Origin of the sequence: Nitratireductor rhodophyticola (assembly GCF_019891355.1) — a bacterium.
Taxonomy (GTDB): domain Bacteria; phylum Pseudomonadota; class Alphaproteobacteria; order Rhizobiales; family Rhizobiaceae; genus Nitratireductor; species Nitratireductor rhodophyticola.
On the sequence record NZ_JAHSSF010000002.1, the window covers coordinates 303,046 to 321,284 of the forward strand.

The following is an 18,239-nucleotide window of genomic DNA, read 5'->3' on the forward strand; positions in this document are numbered from 1 at the left end:
CAATCTCAGGCTCAGCGGAGACCGTGTGGATGCGTGAATCTGCGCTTTATGGAACTTATGCTCGTCAACCTCTCGCGTTTGAGCGGGGCGAAGGGTGCTGGATAGAGACTGCCGACGGCGATCGCTATCTGGATTTCGCCGCCGGCATCGCGGTCAATTCGCTGGGCCATGCCCATCCGCACCTTGTAGCCGCGCTGACGGAGCAGGCTGGCAAACTATGGCATGTCTCCAACATCTACGAGATCCCCGGCCAGGCCCGGCTCGGCGAGCGGCTCGTCGAAAACAGCTTTGCCGACAAAGTGTTCTTCACCAATTCCGGCGCCGAGGCGCTGGAATGCGCCATCAAGACCGCACGGCGCTATCACCACGTCAACGGGCACCCGGAACGCTACCGCGTCATCACGTTTGAGGGGGCATTCCACGGCCGTACGCTGGCAACGATCGCAGCCGGCGGACAGGCCAAGTATCTTGAGGGTTTCGGTCCGAAGGTCGAGGGTTTCGACCAGGTGCCGTTCGACGATACGGAAGCGCTTCTGAAGACCATAGGCCCGGAGACCGCGGCCATCCTGGTTGAGCCGATCCAGGGCGAGGGCGGCGTTCGCCCGATCCCCAACGCATCGCTGCGGCGTTTGCGGGAATTGTGCGACAGGCATGGTCTGCTGCTCATTCTCGATGAGGTTCAGAGCGGCGTCGGGCGCACGGGCAAGCTGTTTGCGCATGAATGGGCCGAGATCACACCGGATCTGATGGCGGTGGCGAAGGGCATTGGCGGCGGCTTTCCGCTGGGCGCCTGTCTGGCAACGGCGGAAGCGGCCAAGGGCATGACCCCGGGCACCCATGGTACGACCTTTGGCGGCAACCCGCTTGCGATGGCCGTGGGCAATGCCGTGCTGGATGTCGTGCTGGAAGACGGCTTCATGGAGAGCATCAGTCAGAAGGGGCTACTGTTCAAGCAGAGCCTGGCTGCCGTTGCGGACGAGTTCCCGGACATTGTCGAAGGTGTCCGCGGCGAGGGCCTGATGCTGGGCATCAAGTGCAGGGTGCAGAACCTGCGCCTTCTGGAAGCGCTGCGCGACCAGAAGATGCTTGTGGTGCCGGCCGGCGACAATGTGCTGCGCCTTCTTCCGCCCCTGATCATCACCGAGGATGAGATCCGCGAGGCAGTGAAGCGCATTCACGACGCTGCCGCTGCGGTGAGGGCGACTGAAAAAGCCGATGCTTGAGAAAACCAGGGAGACGGGCATGGCCAGCGGTCTGCGCCATTTCATTGATCTTTCGACCGTTGATCCGCAGGACCTGCGCTTCATGCTCGACGATGCGCGGGCGCGCAAGGAACGCCTGAAAGCCGGCGAGCGTGAAAAGCCGTTCGAGGGCAAGGCGCTGGCGATGATCTTCGACAAGCCGTCGACCCGTACCCGCGTTTCCTTTGATGTCGGCATGCGCCAGCTTGGCGGCGAGACGATCATGCTCACGGGTGCGGAAATGCAGCTCGGCCGTTCCGAGACCATTGCCGATACGGCAAAGGTGCTGTCGCGCTATGTAGACGCGATCATGATCCGCACGACAGCCCATGAGCGTCTCGTCGAGCTGGCGGAAAACGCCACCGTTCCGGTGATCAACGGCTTGACCGACGACACGCACCCCTGCCAGATCATGGCCGATATCCTGACTTTCGAGGAGCATCGCGGTCCCGTCAGGGACAGGCTGTTTGCCTGGACGGGCGACGGCAACAATGTCCTGCACTCGCTGATCGAAGCCTCGGCCCGCATGGAGTTTCGGCTTAACATCGCCGTCCCTCCAGGTAGCGAGCCGATGGAGAAATATGTCGACTGGGCGCGCGCCAATGGCGGCCGGGTGACTTTCACGAAAACGGCCGAGGAAGCGGTGGCCGATGCCGACTGCGTTGTGACCGACACCTGGGTGTCGATGGGACAGGAGCATCGCGCGCGTGGCGACAACGTGTTCAAGCCCTTCCAGGTGAATGAGGCGCTGATGAAGCACGCGAAATCCGATGCGCTGTTCATGCATTGCCTGCCCGCGCATCGCGGCGAGGAAGTGACGGACGAGGTTATCGACGGGCCGCACTCGGTGGTGTTCGACGAGGCGGAAAACCGTCTGCACGCACAGAAAGCGGTACTTGCATGGTGTCTCAACCGGTGACGAGCGAAACGAGGCAGTTGGGCGAATTCGGTTTTGCCGGCGACGATCACGTCGTTCCGTTCGACGTGGATCCGCTGGATGTGCGCGGTCGCGCGGTCCAGCTCGGGCCCATGCTCGATCAGATTCTCGCCCGTCACACCTATCCCGAACCGGTGGCGCGGCTGCTTGCCGAAGTCATCGTTCTGACGGTGCTTCTGGGAAGCTCGCTCAAATTCGAGGGCAAGTTCATCGTCCAGACCCGCTCCGACGGGCCGGTCGACATGCTGGTGGCGGATTTCTCCACGCCGAGTTCCATGCGGGCCTATGCGCGCTTTGACGAGGCGCGCCTTGAAGAAGCGATTGCCGCCGGCAGGGACGCTCCCGAGGATCTGCTTGGCGCCGGCGTTCTGGCTTTGACAGTTGATCAAGGCTCCGACATGCAGCGCTATCAGGGCATTGTGCAGCTCGACGGCACCACGCTCGAAGAGGTGGCACGCACCTATTTCCGTCAGTCCGAGCAGATCCCGACCGAGGTGCGTCTTGGCGTTGCCAAGATGGTGCTTCCGGGGGGTGAGAGCGGGCAGGAACACTGGCGTGCAGGCGGGTTACTCCTGCAGTTCCTGCCGGGGTCTCCAGAGCGCATGCGCGGCTTCGACCTTCCCGGCGGCGATGGCGACGAGGACCACGACGGCTCGACCCATCCCGAAGACGACGCCTGGCAGGAAGCGCGCATGCTGCTCGCCACCGCGGAGATGACGGAGCTGGTTGACCCCACGGTCGGCGCCGAGCGCCTGCTTTACCGCCTCTTTCATGAGCATGGCGTGCGCGTTTATGAAGGATCGGACGTGCGCGACGACTGTTCGTGCTCGCGCGACAAGATCAGGTCTGTTCTGGACGGGTTCACGCCGGAAGAGGTGGCTGACAGCATCGAGGATGGCGTCATTCGCGTCACCTGCGAGTTTTGTTCGACCGAATACGTGTTCGATCCCGGCGATTTCAGTTGATCCGCGTGGCGGCACCCGGCAGATCGAGCGAGAATGCCGGGATGTCCACGTCAAAAAACGCACCGCGCGGCCCGCGCATCGTATAGCGCCCGACCATGATGCCCGAGGGGGCGGTTAGCGGGCAGCCGGATGTGTAGGTGTAACTGTCACCCGGCTGCAGCACCGGCTGTTCTCCCACGACACCCTCTCCGCGCACTTCCTGCACCCGCCCCGTTTCGTCGGTGATGTGCCAGTAGCGCGCGACGAGCTGCACGGTCTCGGGCGAATGGTTCGTGATCGTGATCCGGTAAGCCCAGACGAAGTGCCCGTTTTCGGGGTCCGACTGCGCGGACAGGTAGCTGGGTTCGGCGCTTACTTCGATCGATTGGGTGACAGCTCTGTACATGGTTCAAACTCGCCTTGCGCGCATCCGACGCAGGAAGGGTGGGTCCTTCCCGTGAAAGATCAAGAGCATAACAGAGATGACATGGCGGTTCATGTATGAGGTTCGATGATCTTTCATGACGCCATTGTGAGCGGCATGAGAGGTCGAATGGCGTTAAGCATGGGGGCATTGAGGACAACGTGCTGGTGAAACATGCTTGACGGTTGGGCGCACCGAAAGATCGATCCCGGATTATCGGCCATGGCCGCTCAGCTTGCGGCAGCGGGGGTGCGCGCCAACGCTGTCACCTATGCGGGGCTTGTCCTGGGGTTGGCCGCCGCTGCCGCCATTGCATTTCAGGCTTACTGGGCCGGGCTCGCCCTCATCCTGGCCAGCCGTTTATGCGACGGGCTGGACGGAGCCGTTGCCCGGATACACGGCAAGACCGATTTCGGGGGGTATCTCGACATCGTTCTGGATTTTGCCTTTTACGGGGCCGTGCCGCTCGGCTTCATCATCGCCGATCCCGGTGCCAACGCAATCGCCGGCGCCGTCCTGTTGCTGGCGTTCTACGTGAACGGGGCGAGCTTCCTCGCCTATGCGATCATGGCGGAAAAGCGCAGGCTCAAGAGCGATGCGCGCGGTGAGAAATCGCTGTTCTTCACTACGGGGCTTGCCGAAGCGAGCGAGACACTGGCCGTATTCGTGGCCATGTGTCTCTTACCATCCTGGTTCCCGGTTTTTGCCTACGGGTTCGCCGTGCTTACCGCCTACACCACCGTGTCACGCATTGTTCTGGCGGGCAGACGGTTCGGCTGAACCCGCTTCAGGTCGCGTCCAGTGCCCGTTCGATGTCAGTGAGAAGATCGTCGCCGTCCTCAAGACCCACCGAAAGGCGCAGCGTGCCGTCGCCGATGCCCAGTTCGGCGCGGGCCTCGTCAGACAGATTCTTGTGCGTCGTCGTGGCAGGATGGGTAATCAGGCTCTTGGCGTCACCCAGATTGTTTGAAATCTGGAAGATTTTCAAAGCATTCTCAAAGGCGAATGCGCCTTTCTTGCCGCCCTTCAGTTCAGCGCAGATTAGCGTCGAACCGCCCTTCATCTGCCGGGCGATGATATCTGCCTGAGGGTGATCCTTGCGTCCCGGGTAGATGACGCGGGCGACCTTGGGGTGGTCGGCGAGCAGATCGGCGATACGGCCGGCGCTCTCGGTCTGCTGGCGCACGCGCAGCGGCAGCGTTTCCAGCCCCTTGAGCAGAGTCCACGCATTGAAGGGCGAGAGGCTTGGCCCCGTATGGCGGAAAAAGTCCTGCAGTTGCTCGTCGATCCACTCCCTGTCCGAAAGGACGACACCACCCAGACATCGGCCCTGACCGTCAATGTGCTTGGTCGCGGAATAGACGACCACATGCGCACCGAGCTCAAGCGGCTTTTGCAGAAGGGGTGTGGCGAAGACGTTGTCGACCACAAGCCGCCCACCAACTTCGTTGGCAAGGGCCGCTACGCCGGCGATGTCGGCCACTTCCAGAGTCGGGTTGGTGGGGCTTTCAAGGAAGAAGAGCTTCGTGTTCGGCCGCACGGCGGCCTTCCAGTTTTCAAGCTTCGCGCCGTCGACAAGCGTTGTCTCGATCCCGTAGCGGGGCATCAGCGTTTCAACCACCCAGCGGCACGATCCGAAAAGCGCGCGGCCCGCCACCACATGATCGCCCGCCCTGAGCGAGCAAAGCAGCGCGGCGGTAACGGCGGCCATGCCGGAAGACATGGCGCGCGCCTCTTCGGCTCCCTCCAGCGCACACATGCGGCGCTCGAACATGTCGACGGTCGGATTGGCATAGCGGGAATAGACGAAGCCCGGTTCTTCGCCCTTGAAGCGGGCTTCCGCCGCTTCCGCACTGTCATAGACAAAACCCTGCGTCAGATAGATCGCTTCGGAGGTTTCGCCAAAATGCGAGCGGGTGACCCCGCCATGAACAAGCGCCGTCTGTGCTTTCCAGTCGTTCTCGGAATTGTCTGTCATCGCTTCTACACCCAACAAAAAAACCGGCCGCGAAAAGCCGCATGCCGGTTCGGTGATCGAGCGCGGCCTTTTAGCGACTTCTTTAACGTGGCTGCAAGCCGACCGGCCAAATCACCACGGGATAAAGGTCCATTAGACCTTCAGGCGCCTTGCGTCAACGACAAGCGGCGCTAAACCTCGTTCAATCAAACCCTGTGCAAGGAGAGGGGCGTTGGCAAAAGCGGGAATTCTGCCGGACAAGGACATTGCGGCACTGTTCGACAATGGGGCGCTCGCCTCGGCCCACCCGCTGGATGGCGACCAGATTCAGCCGGCCAGCCTCGATCTGAGGCTTGGTACCGTTGCATACCGCGTGCGCGCCAGCTTCTTGCCGGGGCCGAACCACCGGGTTTCCGAAAAGCTCGAGAAACTCAAGCTGCACGAAATCCAGCTCGGCGAGGGCGCCGTGCTGGAGACCGGGTGCGTTTACATCGTGCCGCTGCTGGAAGGGCTCGATCTGCCAGATGGCATCTCCGCCTCCGCCAATCCCAAGAGTTCGACGGGCCGGCTCGATATCTTTACCCGTGTGATGACCGACAACGGGCAGGAGTTCGACAAGATCCCCGCCGGCTATTCCGGTCCGCTCTACATGGAGGTGAGCCCGCGCACCTTCCCGATCGTCGTGCGCACCGGATCGCGCCTTTCGCAGATAAGGTTCCGCACCGGCAAGGCGCTGCTCGATGAAAGCGCGCTGGCGGACCTGCATGCGCGCGAGACGCTTGTCGCTTCGGACGACCCCAACATCACCGGCGGCGGTATCGCGCTTTCGGTCGATCTGAGTGGTGGCGAAAACGGCTTGATCGGGTATCGCGCAAAACATCACACGGCGCTCATCGACGTGGACAAGCGCGATCAGCACGACATCGCGGATTTCTGGGAGCCGCTGACCGGCGACGGTGCGGGCGGCCTGATCCTCGATCCGGACGAGTTCTATATTCTCGTGTCGCAGGAAGCGGTGCATGTGCCGCCGCACCACGCTGCCGAGATGACGCCATTCGATCCGTTGGTGGGCGAGTTCCGCGTGCATTATGCGGGCTTTTTCGATCCCGGCTTCGGGCATTCGTCCGCTGGCGGAACCGGCAGCCGTGCGGTTCTGGAAGTGCGAAGCCACGAGGTTCCGTTCATTCTCGAACACGGCCAGATCGTCGGCCGTCTCGTCTACGAGCGGATGCTCTCACGCCCCCGTGCGCTCTACGGCGCGGACCTGAAGTCCAACTATCAGGGCCAGTCGCTGAAGCTCTCCAAGCACTTTCGCATGCGCTGACCGCAGGGGTCAGCGCTCTTCGCGCGCCTTATCGACAGTCAGTGCCTGCACCTCTTTGCGCAGGGCGCGGATTTCATTGAGGATGATCTCCTGCTCGGCCTGCAGGGCTGTGCGTTCTGCCGAAGCCTCTTCATCATGCTCGGCCTGCATGGCCGAGACGATGATACCGATGAACAGGTTGAGCACCGTGAAAGTGGTCGAGACAATGAAGGGGATGAAGAACATCCAGGCGAGGGGATAGACCTCCATCACCGGACGGACAATGCCCATCGACCAGCTCTCCAGGGTCATGACCTGGAACAGCGAGTAGGCGGAGAGGCCAATCGTGCCGAACCAGTCCGGAAAAGAAGCGCCGAACAGTTTGGTGGCCATGACGGCGAACACGTAATAGACGAGACCCAGAAGCAGCATGATGGAGCCCATGCCCGGCAGGGCCGCAATGAGGCCTCCGACCACCCGGCGCAGTGACGGCACCATGCTGACCAGCCGCAGAACGCGCAGGATACGCAGGGCGCGCAGCACCGAGAGCCCGGCCGTTGCGGGCACGAGGGCGATGCCCACCACCACGAGATCGAAGACGCGCCAGGGATCGCGGAAGAAGTTCTGCCGATAAACCGCCACACGGGCCAGAAGCTCGGCGACGAACACGCCGAGAATTGCCTGATCCAGCGTCTGGAGCAGTGGACCGAAAGCGTCCATGGCCCGCTCGGAGGTCTCGAGACCGAGCGTAACCGCATTGATGATGATGAGAACGGTGATGACCGCTTCGAAGCGGCGGGATTCGATCAGGCTCTTGAGCGATTGCACGTTTGGCAGTCCGGTTGGTGATTTGTAGAATTGGGCGGCAAACAGGTGGGATGGAAATGGGGCGACGTCAAGCCGTCCATAACAGTCTGGCCACAAGCGTATGCTTCATGCGTGCAGACAGGCAGACGCATCACGCTCTGTCAGGTCAAAAAAAGAGGCAGGGAGCACTGCTCCCTGCCTCGTTCATGCATTTGTGTTGGCGGTTCTCAGCCGATGGCTTCACCATCTTCGCGCCAGACGGAGATCACCGCCGAGCGGGGCTTTCCATTGCCGTCCGGCCAGTTGCCGCCCGGATGCTGGATGCCGACGAACGCGACCTTCCTGTCCGCCGACCAGGTCAGGCCGGTCACCTCGGCGCCGTTCGGCGCAGTGAGGAAGCGGGCGATTTCGCCGGTCTCGGGATTGCCCACCAGCATCTGGTTGTTGCCCTGCCCCTCGAACTCGCCTTCATTGCTGTCGTCGCCATCGGTCTGGATCCACAGCATCCCGTCTGAAGAGAAAGCCATGCCATCGGGCGAGTTGAACATATTGCCTTCGTTCACATTGTCCGACCCGGCATAGACATTGTTATAAGCCTTCGGGTTGCCGGCCATGACATAAAGGTCCCAGGTGAACGTGTCGGCGCCATGGTCCTCGCCTTCCGGCCGCCAGCGAACGATCTGGCCGAAATTGTTGGTCTCGCGCGGGTTTGGGCCGCCCACGGGCTGTTCATCGCCGCCGGCATTGGCCTTGACGCCGCGGTTCTTGTTGTTGGTCAGGGCGCAATAGGCCTCGACCCGCAGTGGATTGGCCGCAATCCATTCCGGGCGGTCCATCGTGGTGGCACCGACTTTCGATCCGGCCATGCGGGAGAAGACGAGGATTTCCTCGATCGGCATGCCGGTGGTCTCCGGCGTCAGGGCCAGCCATTCGCCAGTCATGTCGTCATTGAACCTGGCAACATAGAGCGTGCCGTCCGAAAGCAGTCCGTCCGTCGGCTGGCCTTCGGCCCAGGTGCCATTGGATACGTAGCGATAGATGAACTCGCCACGCTCATCGTCGCCCATATAGACCACGACGCGCCCGTCGGCAGCCTGCACCATCTCGGCGTTTTCATGCTTGAAGCGCCCGAGCGCGGTGTGCTTGACGGGCGTCGATTCCGGATCGAGCGGGTTGATCTCTGTCACCCAGCCGTGGCGGTTCGGCTCGTTGGGCTCTTTGGACAGGTCGAAGCGCTCATCAAATTTTTCATAGGCGTAGCGGCCTTCGCCGCCGATGCCGTAGCGCACTTCGCCTTCCGTGGCCTCGCGTTCGGCTGTCGTGCCGAAATAGCCGTTGAAGTTCTCTTCGCAGGTCAGATAGGTGCCCCAGAGCGTTTTGCCGGAGCCGCAATTGTTCATGGTGCCTTTCGGCGAGCGGCCTTCCGGATCGGCATTGGTCTTGACCAGATCGGAGCCTGCGGCAGGGCCGTCCATGGTCATCGGCGTCTCATGCGTGATGCGGCGGTTATAGGGGCTGTCGAGCACCACGGCATAGCCATCGCCGCTGTCAGCGATTTCCAGCACCGTCACGCCCTGCATGTTTTTGAGGAGTTTCACCTCGTCCGCATTGCGGGGCATGCCTTCCGCTTCTGCGGGGAGATTGATCTTCGGGTTCACATATTCGGAATTGATGGCAAGGATCGTCCTGTCGCCATCGGTAAAGGTCTCCATGCCGTCCGTGTTCTCACCGAACACCTTGTCCGACATCTCGACCGGCACGCCCGTTTCGGGTGAATAGGCGCCTTCTGCATCCTTGAAGAGCGGGTCGCCCCAGCGCACCAGGGGCTTCCAGCTATAACCGGCAGGAACGTGAATCTCGTGGTCGGTGGCAATCCCGATGGGCTCGAAATTGAACGTTGCGCCCTCCGCCTTTGCAGACGACGTGGAAGAAAGAACGCCCGTTCCCATAACGGCTGCAGCAGAGCCGAAGGCGAGCACACCGCCCAGGAACCCGCGACGCGAAATGGCGCGCTCCACAACGGCGTCAAAGGCGTTGTTGTCAGGGCGCGGGTCGCGCATTTCGTCGAATTCGTCCCACGACAGGCGAACGATATCCTGCTTGTTCATGACGGCAGTCCTCTGGCTGTTTGGCTGGATCGAGCCGCCTGTGGCGGCATCTGCCTGTAGTCGTAGCGAATGCGTGCGACAGGATTGTTACAGCACTGTGTCCAGACGGCGAGACTGATGAGGCGCAAATGGAAAAGGCCGACCGTGGCGTACGGTCGGCCTTTCAGATGATCGTCGCATTACCGGTTTCGGAGAGACTAAAACTTCACCGCGGTGTGGAAGGTGAAGGTGCGGCCTGGCGCATAAACAGGATCGATGCCACCTCGGTTCGAGCTTGCGGCAAAGCCGGTGCGCTCAAAGTAGGTTTCATCGAACAGATTCTCGACACCGACGCGGATGGTCATGTTTTCATAAGCCGGAGGTGTCCACTCGGCATATGTGTTGACCACCGTGTAGGCTGGCTGGTCGTAAAAACCTTCTGCCGTGGCATACGCGTCGGAAATCTTGCCCGCCCACGCCAGCGATGCGCCGAGCTTCAGATTGTAGTCGGGGATTTCATGGTCGATGTAGAGTGTGGCCATGTCGCCAATCGGCATGAACGTTCCGCTGTTGGGCAGTGCCGACACGCCGCCCACTGTCACCTTGGCCTTGGTGAACGTGGCACCGATCTTGGTATTCTCCCAACGGTAACCCGCATTCAGCGTCACACCGCGTGAGCGGGCCTCGTCCGGAGAATTGTGCAGCGTGCCGCCCGTTCCCCATTCATAAACGGGAAGACCGTCAATGCGCGTATCGAAGAAGGTCACGCCGGCGTTCCAGTTCTCGCCGCCGAAATTCGCACCCACTTTCAGGTTCTGCGCCGTGCCGGCGCTGAAACCCGGGTCCGTGGCGAAACTGTCGTCGCGGGCATGCACATAGCCATAGTCGCCGATCACATAGCCAAGCCAGGTGCGCGAGGCGCCGGCAAACACTTCGAAATGATCGTTGAACTTATAGGAGACCGTCGCGTTCACGCTGGCGCCGCTGTCGGAGAACTTGTTGTCGTTCCAGTCGGTGAAGCGATGCCCGTCATAGCGCACGCCGGTCGACAGGTTGAGACCGTTGTCGAATTCGAAGCGCCCCTGCGCGAAAGCGCCGAGCTGAAAGGTCGAGAAGTCGCGGTAGCGGCGATTGTTGTTGCCGTAGTTGTCGGTGAAATAGCCATGCCGCCCGAAGTCGACACCGGTCGTGATGTTGCCGTAGTCGAAGGTGAAACGGTTCTGGACCTTACCGCCGAACAGATCTTCATCCAGGGCCATGTTGCCGTTGGTGCGGTTCTGGTAGTTCGGACGCCAGTAGTTGTTTTCGCTGTAATAGAGCGTCACCTCCGGGTCCCACATGTCGGTGGGGGCGGTGGTGGTGTATTTCAGGTTCACGGCATCCCGCGCGACCTCAAGCGGATGCACCGTATCGCCGGCGAGCCCCATGTTCATCTTGATCAGGCGGTCGGCCTTGTCACGGCTGCGCTCATAGCCAAGCTCGATGCGATGGCCTTCTGCTTCATAGCCGAGTTTGGCGAGAATGTTGCGGGCCGCGGGCTCGGTGCCGAGGATTTCCAGCCCGTCGCCGCTCTCATAGTTCTTGCCGGTTGCACCATGGGTCATGAGGAACCAGTCGAACCCTTCATGCCGGCCATAACCGGCGGCACTGCCCGATAAGCCGCGGCCGTTCGTGCCATAAGAGAGGCCGAGCCGGGCACCGAGGTTCTTTCCGTCTTCAAGCAGATCGAGTGCGCCGACGGTCTCGTAGCGGATCGCCCCCGCTGCCGCGCCAAAGCCGGAATCGGCGGCGGCGGCGCCTGCTTCCACCTCGACGCGTTTGAGGAACACGGGATCGACGACGTTGGAGCCCGTGTGATGCCAGCTTGTCGCGGTTTGCGGCACGCCGTCGACGCTGACAGCCAGGTGCGATTGTTCCATCCCGAGCACGTGAATGCGCTTGGAAGGGCCGCCACCGCCCGAGACGCTGATGGAGGATTCACGCGTGAAAAGTTCGGAAACGTTGCTCGGTTGCAGGATTTCCAGGTCTTCCTGCGTGACGACGGTTCCACCCGTCGCTTCGATGTTTTCCTTGCCGTCGCTGATGACAGTGATCGTGTCGAGGACGGTTGTGGTCGGGCTGTTTTCCTGCGCCTGCAATGCCGATGAAAGCGCAAGCAACGAAACGCCGGTGAGCGGCAGTATCCGCGTGAACGTCATTTTCTTTCCCTGTTAATCCCCGGCCGGCAAGCGCTTGGCCCCGGCTTGGCGGCCATAAGTCTGATGATGCAGCGGGCTGGAACCGGATGAAGCGCAGAGAGCGTGCATGCTGATGCAACCGTGCTGCGTCCGTACCCCACCGTAATCGCCCCCTCGCATGCGGACTTCCCAAGCCCCGTGCCGGGCGCCCGTTGCCTGCTTCAGGCGGCGGGCTTGCTTCTCGCATCGACACGGCTTAATCTTGAGAAGATTGGTCATGTATATGTTTGGCCGCGAGAAGGAGTCGAGCCGAAAGAGTTTGTCGGGAACCGCAATTTCTTAGGCTCAAACGGCATTGTGCCGGTCCTGGTGCGGCTGCGCCGGATCGGTGTCAGGGTCATTGAATGCAGTACACATCACAGGAACTTTTTGTCGGTGCCATCGAGGGAGTGCCGAACTGCACGTCCGATACGCGTGAACTGGGCATCTGGCCGAAATTCATGCTGATGGTGCTCTTGCAGGGCGCTCAGCACTTCGTGATCGATGAAAGACATTTCGTCATCGATGCGGGCACCGAGGAGGCGAGCTCTCCGGTTGTGTTCCTGCTGAACGTGGCTAAGGACAGTCGATTACGTTTCTTCAACGACAGCCGGACCCCGTTGCGCAAGGTCATGATTTCGGCGCCATTACCCTGGTTGCAGCGTCTCTTCGACACGCGGGATGAGGCGCAGAAATCGGTGTTGCAGAGCTTTTTTGCACAGCACCTCTCCCACTTCTCGTTCGAGCCCGGCCAGCACATCGTGCAATCGGCTCAGAAGATCATGCATCCACCGCCTGCGCTGGAGGGCGAGTTGACTTCCCTTTATCTGAGAGCGCAGGGGCTCGACCTGATGTGGCAGTCATTGCTCACCATGCTGGCTGACAGGAAGGAACAACTTCCCGCGCCGACACTCATGAGCCTGCGCTATTGCGAGCGCGCACGTGATTTTGTCATCGGCAATCTGGACCGGGAACTCACCATTGGCCTGATCGCACGCGAGGTTGGCTGCAGCGCGTCCACGCTGCAACGGCATTTCAAGACGCATTTCGGGATGACGGTCTTCGACTTCATTAGGCAGAAGCGTCTCGAGGCCGCACGCGCGGCGCTTGCCGACGATGGCATCCCGATCTCGCACGCAGCGCATCTGGCTGGCTACAACAACATTTCAAGCTTCACGACGGCCTTTCGAAGGGCATATGGCGTGACGCCGAAACAGGTGCGTGTTTAGGGCAGTTCCAGGAAAAGTGGAAACCGGTTTTCCGTCGATGCGCCGGGCAGAAAACCCGGCGCGACATTCAAAACGTGACGCCGAGTGTCGCCTTCAACCCGTGGTCACCGGCATGGGATGCTATCCTTCCGGAATAGGACAGTCCGGGATCGTGCGGATCGTTGCAGCGATGCAGGATCCCCCGCTGCAATAAATATTTATATCGCTTTGAACATATGATCAAAGAAAGAGACTAAAGGATCAAAAACAGCGCCGAACATGTCGTAATATAGGTATAAAATAGTTTGCCGATTTAATCGAATCATTACAATTGTTGTGCAGCCTTTCTATGCGGGTGGGTGGCTGAATGAATTCCTGATTCAGGAATTTGCTGAACCATGAGGGGACAGCATGCGAACTCATTTCCTATTCGCAATGACCGCCCTGGGTGTATTTTTAAAAACCTTGGAGCCGGCTTCCGCCGCCACCGCCACCGGCTCGATGAATGTCCAGATACAGATCATTGCCGAGTGTCTGGTCACGTCGGCTACGGATCTCGACTTTGGCACTGAAGGCATTATTGCTTCCAACATTGACCAGACCAGCACGATCTCGGTTCAATGCACTGACGGCACCCCTTACAATGTAGGGCTCGGGGCGGGAGCTGGCAGTGGCGCGACCGTCACCAACCGACTGATGACCGGACCGGCCTCCGCCACGATCGGCTATGCGCTCTACCGGGATTCCGGACGAACGCAGAACTGGGGGGAAACGGTCGGTACCGATACGGTTGCCGGCACCGGAAACGGCAATGTTCAGGCAATTACGGTGTATGGCAGGGTGCCCGCGCAGGCAACGCCGGGCGTCGGCACATATACTGATAGCGTCACCGTTACTGTTACGTACTGATCTAGGGTCAGGAGGGAAAACGCCATGCGAACCCTGCTTACAGGCCTCGGTGCGATCGCACTTTTCGCGCTGTGTGGTCTATCGCCTTCGAGTGCGGCCTCGCTAAGGGTTGCGCCGACGACCGTCGACATGATCGCACCCGACAGCGCTGCGGTTCTCAATCTTCGAAACGAAGCAAATCGACCCATCAATGTTCAGGTGCGCGTCTACAGATGGACCCAGGAAGGCGGTGTCGACCGACTCCAGCCGACCAGGGACGTTGTTGCAAGCCCTCCCGCAACCCAATTGCCTGCTGGAGCCGACTATGTTCTCCGCATTGTGCGGGTGGCCAGGCGTCCCGTGCAGGGAGAGGAGAGCTATCGCGTGGTGGTCGATGAACTGCCAGACCGGGCCCGCCAGAGGGCCGGCACGGTGAGCCTGGTGGTCCGGCATTCGATCCCGGTCTTCTTCAGAAGTGAGAATGCGGGCGCGCCTCAGGTTGCCTGGAGTGTCAGCCGGAGTGGAGCGACACTGATGCTTGTCGCCCGGAACAATGGAGCTGGCAGGCTCCGGCTTTCGGACGTCAGGATCAGCCAGGGCGCGAGGCGCATAGGAAGACGTGACGGGTTGGTCGGCTATGTCCTGGGCGGGGCAACGATGCAATGGCCGATCGGAAGTGCCGGTAGCGTCGGGGGCGGGCCGGCGGCGCTGAGGGCACAGAGCCATCTTGGACCTGTCGAGGCAACGGTCCCGGTTCGCTAGCCGACTGACTGTCCTCGTTCTCCTTGCTCTGGTCGCATCGCCCGCAATCGCGGAAACTCAGGCAACCGATGCGCCGGCTCTGGAAACGGGGGTAACCAGCTCGGTGGACCGGGAACTCTATCTTGAGGTCTTCATCAATGAGGAACCGACCGATTTGATCGGTGCCTTTGTGCATCGATCCGATGGAGAATTGGCTTCGTCGCCGGAAGAGCTGGCAGAGCTGGGCATCAAGCCACGCACCAAGGCGCAGGATCGCACCGGCCTCATCAGCCTGGACAGGCTGCCGGGCCTCACCTATCGCCTCGATGAAGCCGCACAGCGGCTTTATGTGTCGACCGGCGATGCGGGGCGGGCTCCCAGGGTGATCGATCTTTCGGTTACGGCAGATCAGGAAAGACTCAAGCCTCGCTCAGACACTGGCGCGGTGCTGAACTACGCGCTGTTTGCTGGTTCGAACGCGCTTTTCGAAGGCGATGGCGCGTTGTTTCGGGGTGTTTCAGGCAGCTTCGATGGCCGTTTGTTCAGCCGGTTCGGAACACTGAACCAGTCATTCATTGCTGAGTATTCCGACGGTGCTTTCAACGGCTTCACCCGATTGAACACCACCTGGGCGTATTCCGACCCGGAGCGCTTGCTCACCTTCAAGGCGGGGGATTTCATCTCCGGAGGACTGTCCTGGACCAGGCCGGTCTATCTCGGCGGTCTCCAGATGCGGCGCAATTTTTCGCTGCGACCCGATCTGGTCAGTCTGCCCCTGCCGTCATTCTCCGGGACTGCCGCCGTGCCTTCGACGCTCGAAATCTATACGCAAAACGCCAGAACCTATTCTGGAGACGTGTCGTCCGGGCCGTTCAGGGTGGTCAACCTGCCGGTCTTCACGGGTTCCGGCGAAGCGCGCGTCGTTCTTCGCGATCGGTTTGGCCGGGAAACGGTGACAACCCTTCCCTTCTACACCTCCAGCATGCTCCTGCGCGAAGGCCTGCTCGACTTCTCGGTTGAGGCTGGGTTCCCAAGGCGCAATTTCGGCCTCAGATCCAGCGACTATGACGAACGCGTCTATGGCATCGCCAGCGTCCGCTACGGGCTCACCAACTGGTTGACGCTTGAGGGGCATGTCGAACTTGGAGAAGACCTCGTGAATGCAGGCGCGGGAGTGGCATTCCCACTTGGAACCTACGGCGCCGCCTCCGTTGCGCTCGCGGGAAGCCGCAGCGGCGGCCAGACAGGCGGACTGATCAACGCAACGCTCGAACTGCGCCACAACGACTGGAGCTTTTACGGGCGCATCCAGCGCGCGTTCGACTCCTACCAGGATGTGGCATCGATCACCGCAGACCGGGTCTCAGTCGGGAGTGGACTCCCGGTGTTCAGCGCGGGCGTGCCCCGGGCTGTCGACCAGGTCGCCATCGGCGTGCCCATGCCACTGGACCTGTCCAGTCTCAATCTTTCCTATACGCATCTGAAGGATGCCGACGGGGACAGAAGCCAGATCCTCGGCCTGTCATACAGCCAGCGCATATTCGAGAGGGGCAACCTCTATGCCAGTGCCTTCACGGATCTGGAAGACGACGACAGTTTCGGTGTCTTCGCCGGTGTGTCCTTCCCTCTCGGCGGCGATGTGAATGTGACCACCGGCGTCGAAAGCAGACCGGATGGCGTGAATGGATTTGTCGAACTCGCCAAATCCGAAAAGCTGGAGAATGGCAGTTTCGGCTGGCGGCTCCGCACCTCTGAAGGAGAAACGCCGGACCGCAGGGCATCCGCCAGCTATCGCGCGTCCTTTGCGCGGTTCGAAGCGGGGATCCAGCAGCACGACGATAAGGTCAGGGCGACGGTGCAGGTCGATGGGGCCATCGTGGTGGCCGGCGGAGGCGTGTTCGCCACGAACCGCATTGACGATGCGTTTGCGGTTGTTGATGTCGGGGCGAGCGATGTCGTCGTGAAGCACCAGAACAGGCCGGTGGGCAGGACCAATCGCCAGGGCAGAATCCTTGTTCCCCGCCTGAATTCCTATGAGCGCAACACCGTGTCGATCGACCCGGAAAATCTCCCCGTGGACGCCAGTGTGCCGGCCACCAGAGAAGTTGTGGTGCCGGCATATGGCAGCGGTGTTGTGCTGGATTTTGGTGTCTCGGACACCCCGAACGCAGCCCTTGTGGAGCTGGTCGATGCGGATGGCATTCCTCTCCCGGTGGGCCTGTCCGGCAGGCTGCGCGATGGGGACGAGTTCGTCGTGGGCTATGACGGTCAGGCCTATCTGACCGGACTTCGAGCCCGGAATGCCCTTATGGTTCTACGACAGGACGGCACGTCATGTTCCGCAGAATTTGCCTACGAGCCCGACCCGGGCAGTCAGGTGACAATCCAGGGTGTGACATGCAGATAGATTTCCTCAGCAAACGGATGCTGGCTACGGCAATGCTCGCCTGCCTGGCCAGCGGCCAGGCAAAAGCACAAAGCTGCAGCTTTGGCATATCCGGCATGAGTTTCGGTCAGATCGATACGCTGTCCGGCGCACCAGCCGACAGCTCCACCTCAATGAGCATCAACTGTACCGGCCTGCCGTTGACGCGCATACTCATATGCCCGGGAATTGGCAGCGGCAGTGGCGGTGCAACGGCTTCAGCGCGGCAACTGGCTTCTGGCGGCAACCAGCTCGACTACCAGCTCTACGTCGATTCCGGACGCAGTGTGGTCTGGGGATCAAATTCGTGGCCATTTGCGCCGGGGCCGCCGGCATATCCGCTGACACTCGGTGTTCTGGGGCAGGGCAGCGGAACCGTCATGATCTACGGACGATTGTTTGGCGGCCAGGCAAGTGCGCCGCCCGGATCCTACCTGTCCTCTTTTGCCGGAAGCGACGTCGAGATTTACTACCGCTACACCACGTCCAGCGACTGCAGCACGTCCCTTGGCAATGTTGAGCGGCCAGGCTTCACCGTGTCAGCGACGGTGCCGGCAAATTGCCAGGTGAACACCCAGGATGTCGACTTCGGTGCACAGGGCGTGCTGGCCACAAATGTCGATGCGACGGGCGAGGTCGACGTTACATGCACGCCCGGCAGTGCCTACACGATCTCTCTGGATGGCGGCAATGCGGGTGCCCCGCCAACACAGCGGGAAATGTCGAAGGGAACGGAAACCGTGATCTACGGTCTCTACAGGGATGCCGCCCGCAGCCAGCCCTGGGGGAGCACGGCAGGCACGACGGTGTCCGGCAGCGGCAGTGGAAGCGGCCAGAGTTTTACAGTCTACGGACGTGTGCCCCCACAACACACCCCATCGCCGGGAACCTATGTGGATACGGTGGTCGTGACGGTCACCTATTGACGGGAATGTGCAGCCACCGGATCGCCAGCAGGCCCGTGGGCTGGTTTCGACGCCGGCTTTGTGTGATCATCCAGAAGGGGAGAATGGGAGAACCTCAACAAGATGCGTAAAGCACAGGCTTCGCCTGACTGGCGG

Annotated in this window: 15 protein-coding genes and 1 riboswitch; of the genes, 10 read left to right on the top strand and 5 right to left on the bottom strand. The window is 61.1% G+C overall.

Annotated elements, in window-relative coordinates; all coding sequences use genetic code 11:
* Positions 1 to 29: 29 nt before the first annotated feature.
* Genes KUG85_RS07190 through KUG85_RS07200 form a run of 3 tightly spaced genes read left to right on the top strand, consistent with a single transcriptional unit; the run spans position 30 to position 3,143 of the window.
* A complete protein-coding gene (locus KUG85_RS07190) occupies positions 30 to 1,223 on the top strand; it encodes an aspartate aminotransferase family protein (RefSeq protein ID WP_065817201.1) in 1,194 nt (397 codons plus the stop codon).
* 19 nt (positions 1,224 to 1,242) lie between these two features.
* Positions 1,243 to 2,160, top strand: a complete 918-nt coding sequence (argF, locus tag KUG85_RS07195; protein ID WP_025029930.1) for an ornithine carbamoyltransferase — start codon at positions 1,243 to 1,245, stop codon at positions 2,158 to 2,160.
* Positions 2,142 to 3,143, top strand: a complete 1,002-nt coding sequence (locus tag KUG85_RS07200; protein WP_065817200.1) for an Hsp33 family molecular chaperone — start codon at positions 2,142 to 2,144, stop codon at positions 3,141 to 3,143. The genes argF and KUG85_RS07200 overlap by 19 nt, the downstream gene beginning before the upstream one ends.
* Here KUG85_RS07200 and apaG read toward each other — a convergent pair.
* Entirely contained in the window at positions 3,136 to 3,528 is a 393-nt protein-coding gene (gene apaG / locus KUG85_RS07205) for a Co2+/Mg2+ efflux protein ApaG (RefSeq protein ID WP_007007647.1), read from the bottom strand. The two genes, KUG85_RS07200 and apaG, sit on opposite strands and share 8 nt — an antisense overlap.
* A gap of 192 nt (positions 3,529 to 3,720) precedes the next feature.
* Here apaG and KUG85_RS07210 point away from each other — a divergent pair, with 192 nt between their 5' ends.
* Positions 3,721 to 4,326 carry a CDP-alcohol phosphatidyltransferase family protein gene (locus KUG85_RS07210; RefSeq protein WP_223004697.1) on the top strand — a complete coding sequence of 202 codons (606 nt, stop codon included), beginning with the start codon at positions 3,721 to 3,723 and terminating at the stop codon, positions 4,324 to 4,326.
* A 7-nt stretch (positions 4,327 to 4,333) separates the two neighbouring features.
* Here KUG85_RS07210 and KUG85_RS07215 read toward each other — a convergent pair whose 3' ends face one another.
* On the bottom strand, positions 4,334 to 5,524 hold the full coding sequence (locus tag KUG85_RS07215) for an O-succinylhomoserine sulfhydrylase (RefSeq protein WP_223004698.1): 1,191 nt from the start codon (positions 5,522 to 5,524) through the stop codon (positions 4,334 to 4,336).
* A 50-nt stretch (positions 5,525 to 5,574) separates the two neighbouring features.
* A riboswitch (SAM riboswitch) is annotated at positions 5,575 to 5,652 on the bottom strand.
* An 83-nt stretch (positions 5,653 to 5,735) separates the two neighbouring features.
* On the opposite strand from KUG85_RS07215, the gene KUG85_RS07220 reads away from it, so the two are divergent.
* The gene (locus tag KUG85_RS07220; RefSeq protein WP_223004699.1) at positions 5,736 to 6,827 is read left to right on the top strand and encodes a 2'-deoxycytidine 5'-triphosphate deaminase; all 1,092 of its coding nucleotides are present in this window, start codon (positions 5,736 to 5,738) and stop codon (positions 6,825 to 6,827) included.
* 9 nt (positions 6,828 to 6,836) lie between these two features.
* On the opposite strand, the gene KUG85_RS07225 is transcribed toward KUG85_RS07220, so the two are convergent.
* The 3 genes from KUG85_RS07225 to KUG85_RS07235 all read right to left on the bottom strand — a co-directional run bounded on the left by KUG85_RS07225 (position 6,837) and on the right by KUG85_RS07235 (position 11,898).
* Positions 6,837 to 7,634 (bottom strand): ion transporter, encoded by a 798-nt coding sequence (locus KUG85_RS07225; RefSeq protein WP_223004700.1) that lies wholly within the window; start codon positions 7,632 to 7,634, stop codon positions 6,837 to 6,839.
* 206 nt (positions 7,635 to 7,840) lie between these two features.
* Entirely contained in the window at positions 7,841 to 9,721 is a 1,881-nt protein-coding gene (locus KUG85_RS07230) for a PhoX family protein (protein ID WP_223004701.1), read from the bottom strand.
* Positions 9,722 to 9,918: 197 nt separating this feature from the next.
* Positions 9,919 to 11,898 (bottom strand): TonB-dependent receptor domain-containing protein, encoded by a 1,980-nt coding sequence (locus tag KUG85_RS07235; protein WP_223004702.1) that lies wholly within the window; start codon positions 11,896 to 11,898, stop codon positions 9,919 to 9,921.
* Between the two features lie 479 nt (positions 11,899 to 12,377).
* Here KUG85_RS07235 and KUG85_RS07240 point away from each other — a divergent pair, with 479 nt between their 5' ends.
* The 5 genes from KUG85_RS07240 (at position 12,378) to KUG85_RS07260 (ending at position 18,104) form a co-directional block, all read left to right on the top strand.
* Positions 12,378 to 13,145, top strand: a complete 768-nt coding sequence (locus tag KUG85_RS07240; RefSeq protein WP_065817423.1) for a helix-turn-helix transcriptional regulator — start codon at positions 12,378 to 12,380, stop codon at positions 13,143 to 13,145.
* Positions 13,146 to 13,535: 390 nt separating this feature from the next.
* A complete protein-coding gene (locus KUG85_RS07245; protein ID WP_223004703.1) occupies positions 13,536 to 14,033 on the top strand; it encodes a Csu type fimbrial protein in 498 nt (165 codons plus the stop codon).
* Between the two features lie 24 nt (positions 14,034 to 14,057).
* Complete coding sequence (locus KUG85_RS07250; RefSeq protein WP_065817192.1) at positions 14,058 to 14,774, top strand: fimbrial biogenesis chaperone; 717 nt, start codon at positions 14,058 to 14,060, stop codon at positions 14,772 to 14,774.
* Between the two features lie 4 nt (positions 14,775 to 14,778).
* The gene (locus tag KUG85_RS07255) at positions 14,779 to 17,160 is read left to right on the top strand and encodes a fimbria/pilus outer membrane usher protein (RefSeq protein ID WP_223005217.1); all 2,382 of its coding nucleotides are present in this window, start codon (positions 14,779 to 14,781) and stop codon (positions 17,158 to 17,160) included.
* Positions 17,151 to 18,104, top strand: a complete 954-nt coding sequence (locus KUG85_RS07260; protein WP_223004704.1) for a Csu type fimbrial protein — start codon at positions 17,151 to 17,153, stop codon at positions 18,102 to 18,104. The genes KUG85_RS07255 and KUG85_RS07260 overlap by 10 nt, the downstream gene beginning before the upstream one ends.
* The last annotated feature ends 135 nt before the right edge of the window (positions 18,105 to 18,239 follow it).

What these genes read in the sequence shown, in the direction of transcription:
- KUG85_RS07190 (WP_065817201.1), top strand. Translation starts at nt 30, where the DNA reads ATGCGTGAATCTGCGCTTTATGGAACTTATGCTCGTCAACCTCTCGCG.
- argF (WP_025029930.1), top strand. Translation starts at nt 1,243, where the DNA reads ATGGCCAGCGGTCTGCGCCATTTCATTGATCTTTCGACCGTTGATCCG.
- KUG85_RS07200 (WP_065817200.1), top strand. Translation starts at nt 2,142, where the DNA reads ATGGTGTCTCAACCGGTGACGAGCGAAACGAGGCAGTTGGGCGAATTC.
- apaG (WP_007007647.1), bottom strand. Translation starts at nt 3,528, where the DNA reads ATGTACAGAGCTGTCACCCAATCGATCGAAGTAAGCGCCGAACCCAGC.
- KUG85_RS07210 (WP_223004697.1), top strand. Translation starts at nt 3,721, where the DNA reads ATGCTTGACGGTTGGGCGCACCGAAAGATCGATCCCGGATTATCGGCC.
- KUG85_RS07215 (WP_223004698.1), bottom strand. Translation starts at nt 5,524, where the DNA reads ATGACAGACAATTCCGAGAACGACTGGAAAGCACAGACGGCGCTTGTT.
- KUG85_RS07230 (WP_223004701.1), bottom strand. Translation starts at nt 9,721, where the DNA reads ATGAACAAGCAGGATATCGTTCGCCTGTCGTGGGACGAATTCGACGAA.
- KUG85_RS07235 (WP_223004702.1), bottom strand. Translation starts at nt 11,898, where the DNA reads ATGACGTTCACGCGGATACTGCCGCTCACCGGCGTTTCGTTGCTTGCG.
- KUG85_RS07240 (WP_065817423.1), top strand. Translation starts at nt 12,378, where the DNA reads ATGCTGATGGTGCTCTTGCAGGGCGCTCAGCACTTCGTGATCGATGAA.
- KUG85_RS07245 (WP_223004703.1), top strand. Translation starts at nt 13,536, where the DNA reads ATGCGAACTCATTTCCTATTCGCAATGACCGCCCTGGGTGTATTTTTA.
- KUG85_RS07250 (WP_065817192.1), top strand. Translation starts at nt 14,058, where the DNA reads ATGCGAACCCTGCTTACAGGCCTCGGTGCGATCGCACTTTTCGCGCTG.
- KUG85_RS07260 (WP_223004704.1), top strand. Translation starts at nt 17,151, where the DNA reads ATGCAGATAGATTTCCTCAGCAAACGGATGCTGGCTACGGCAATGCTC.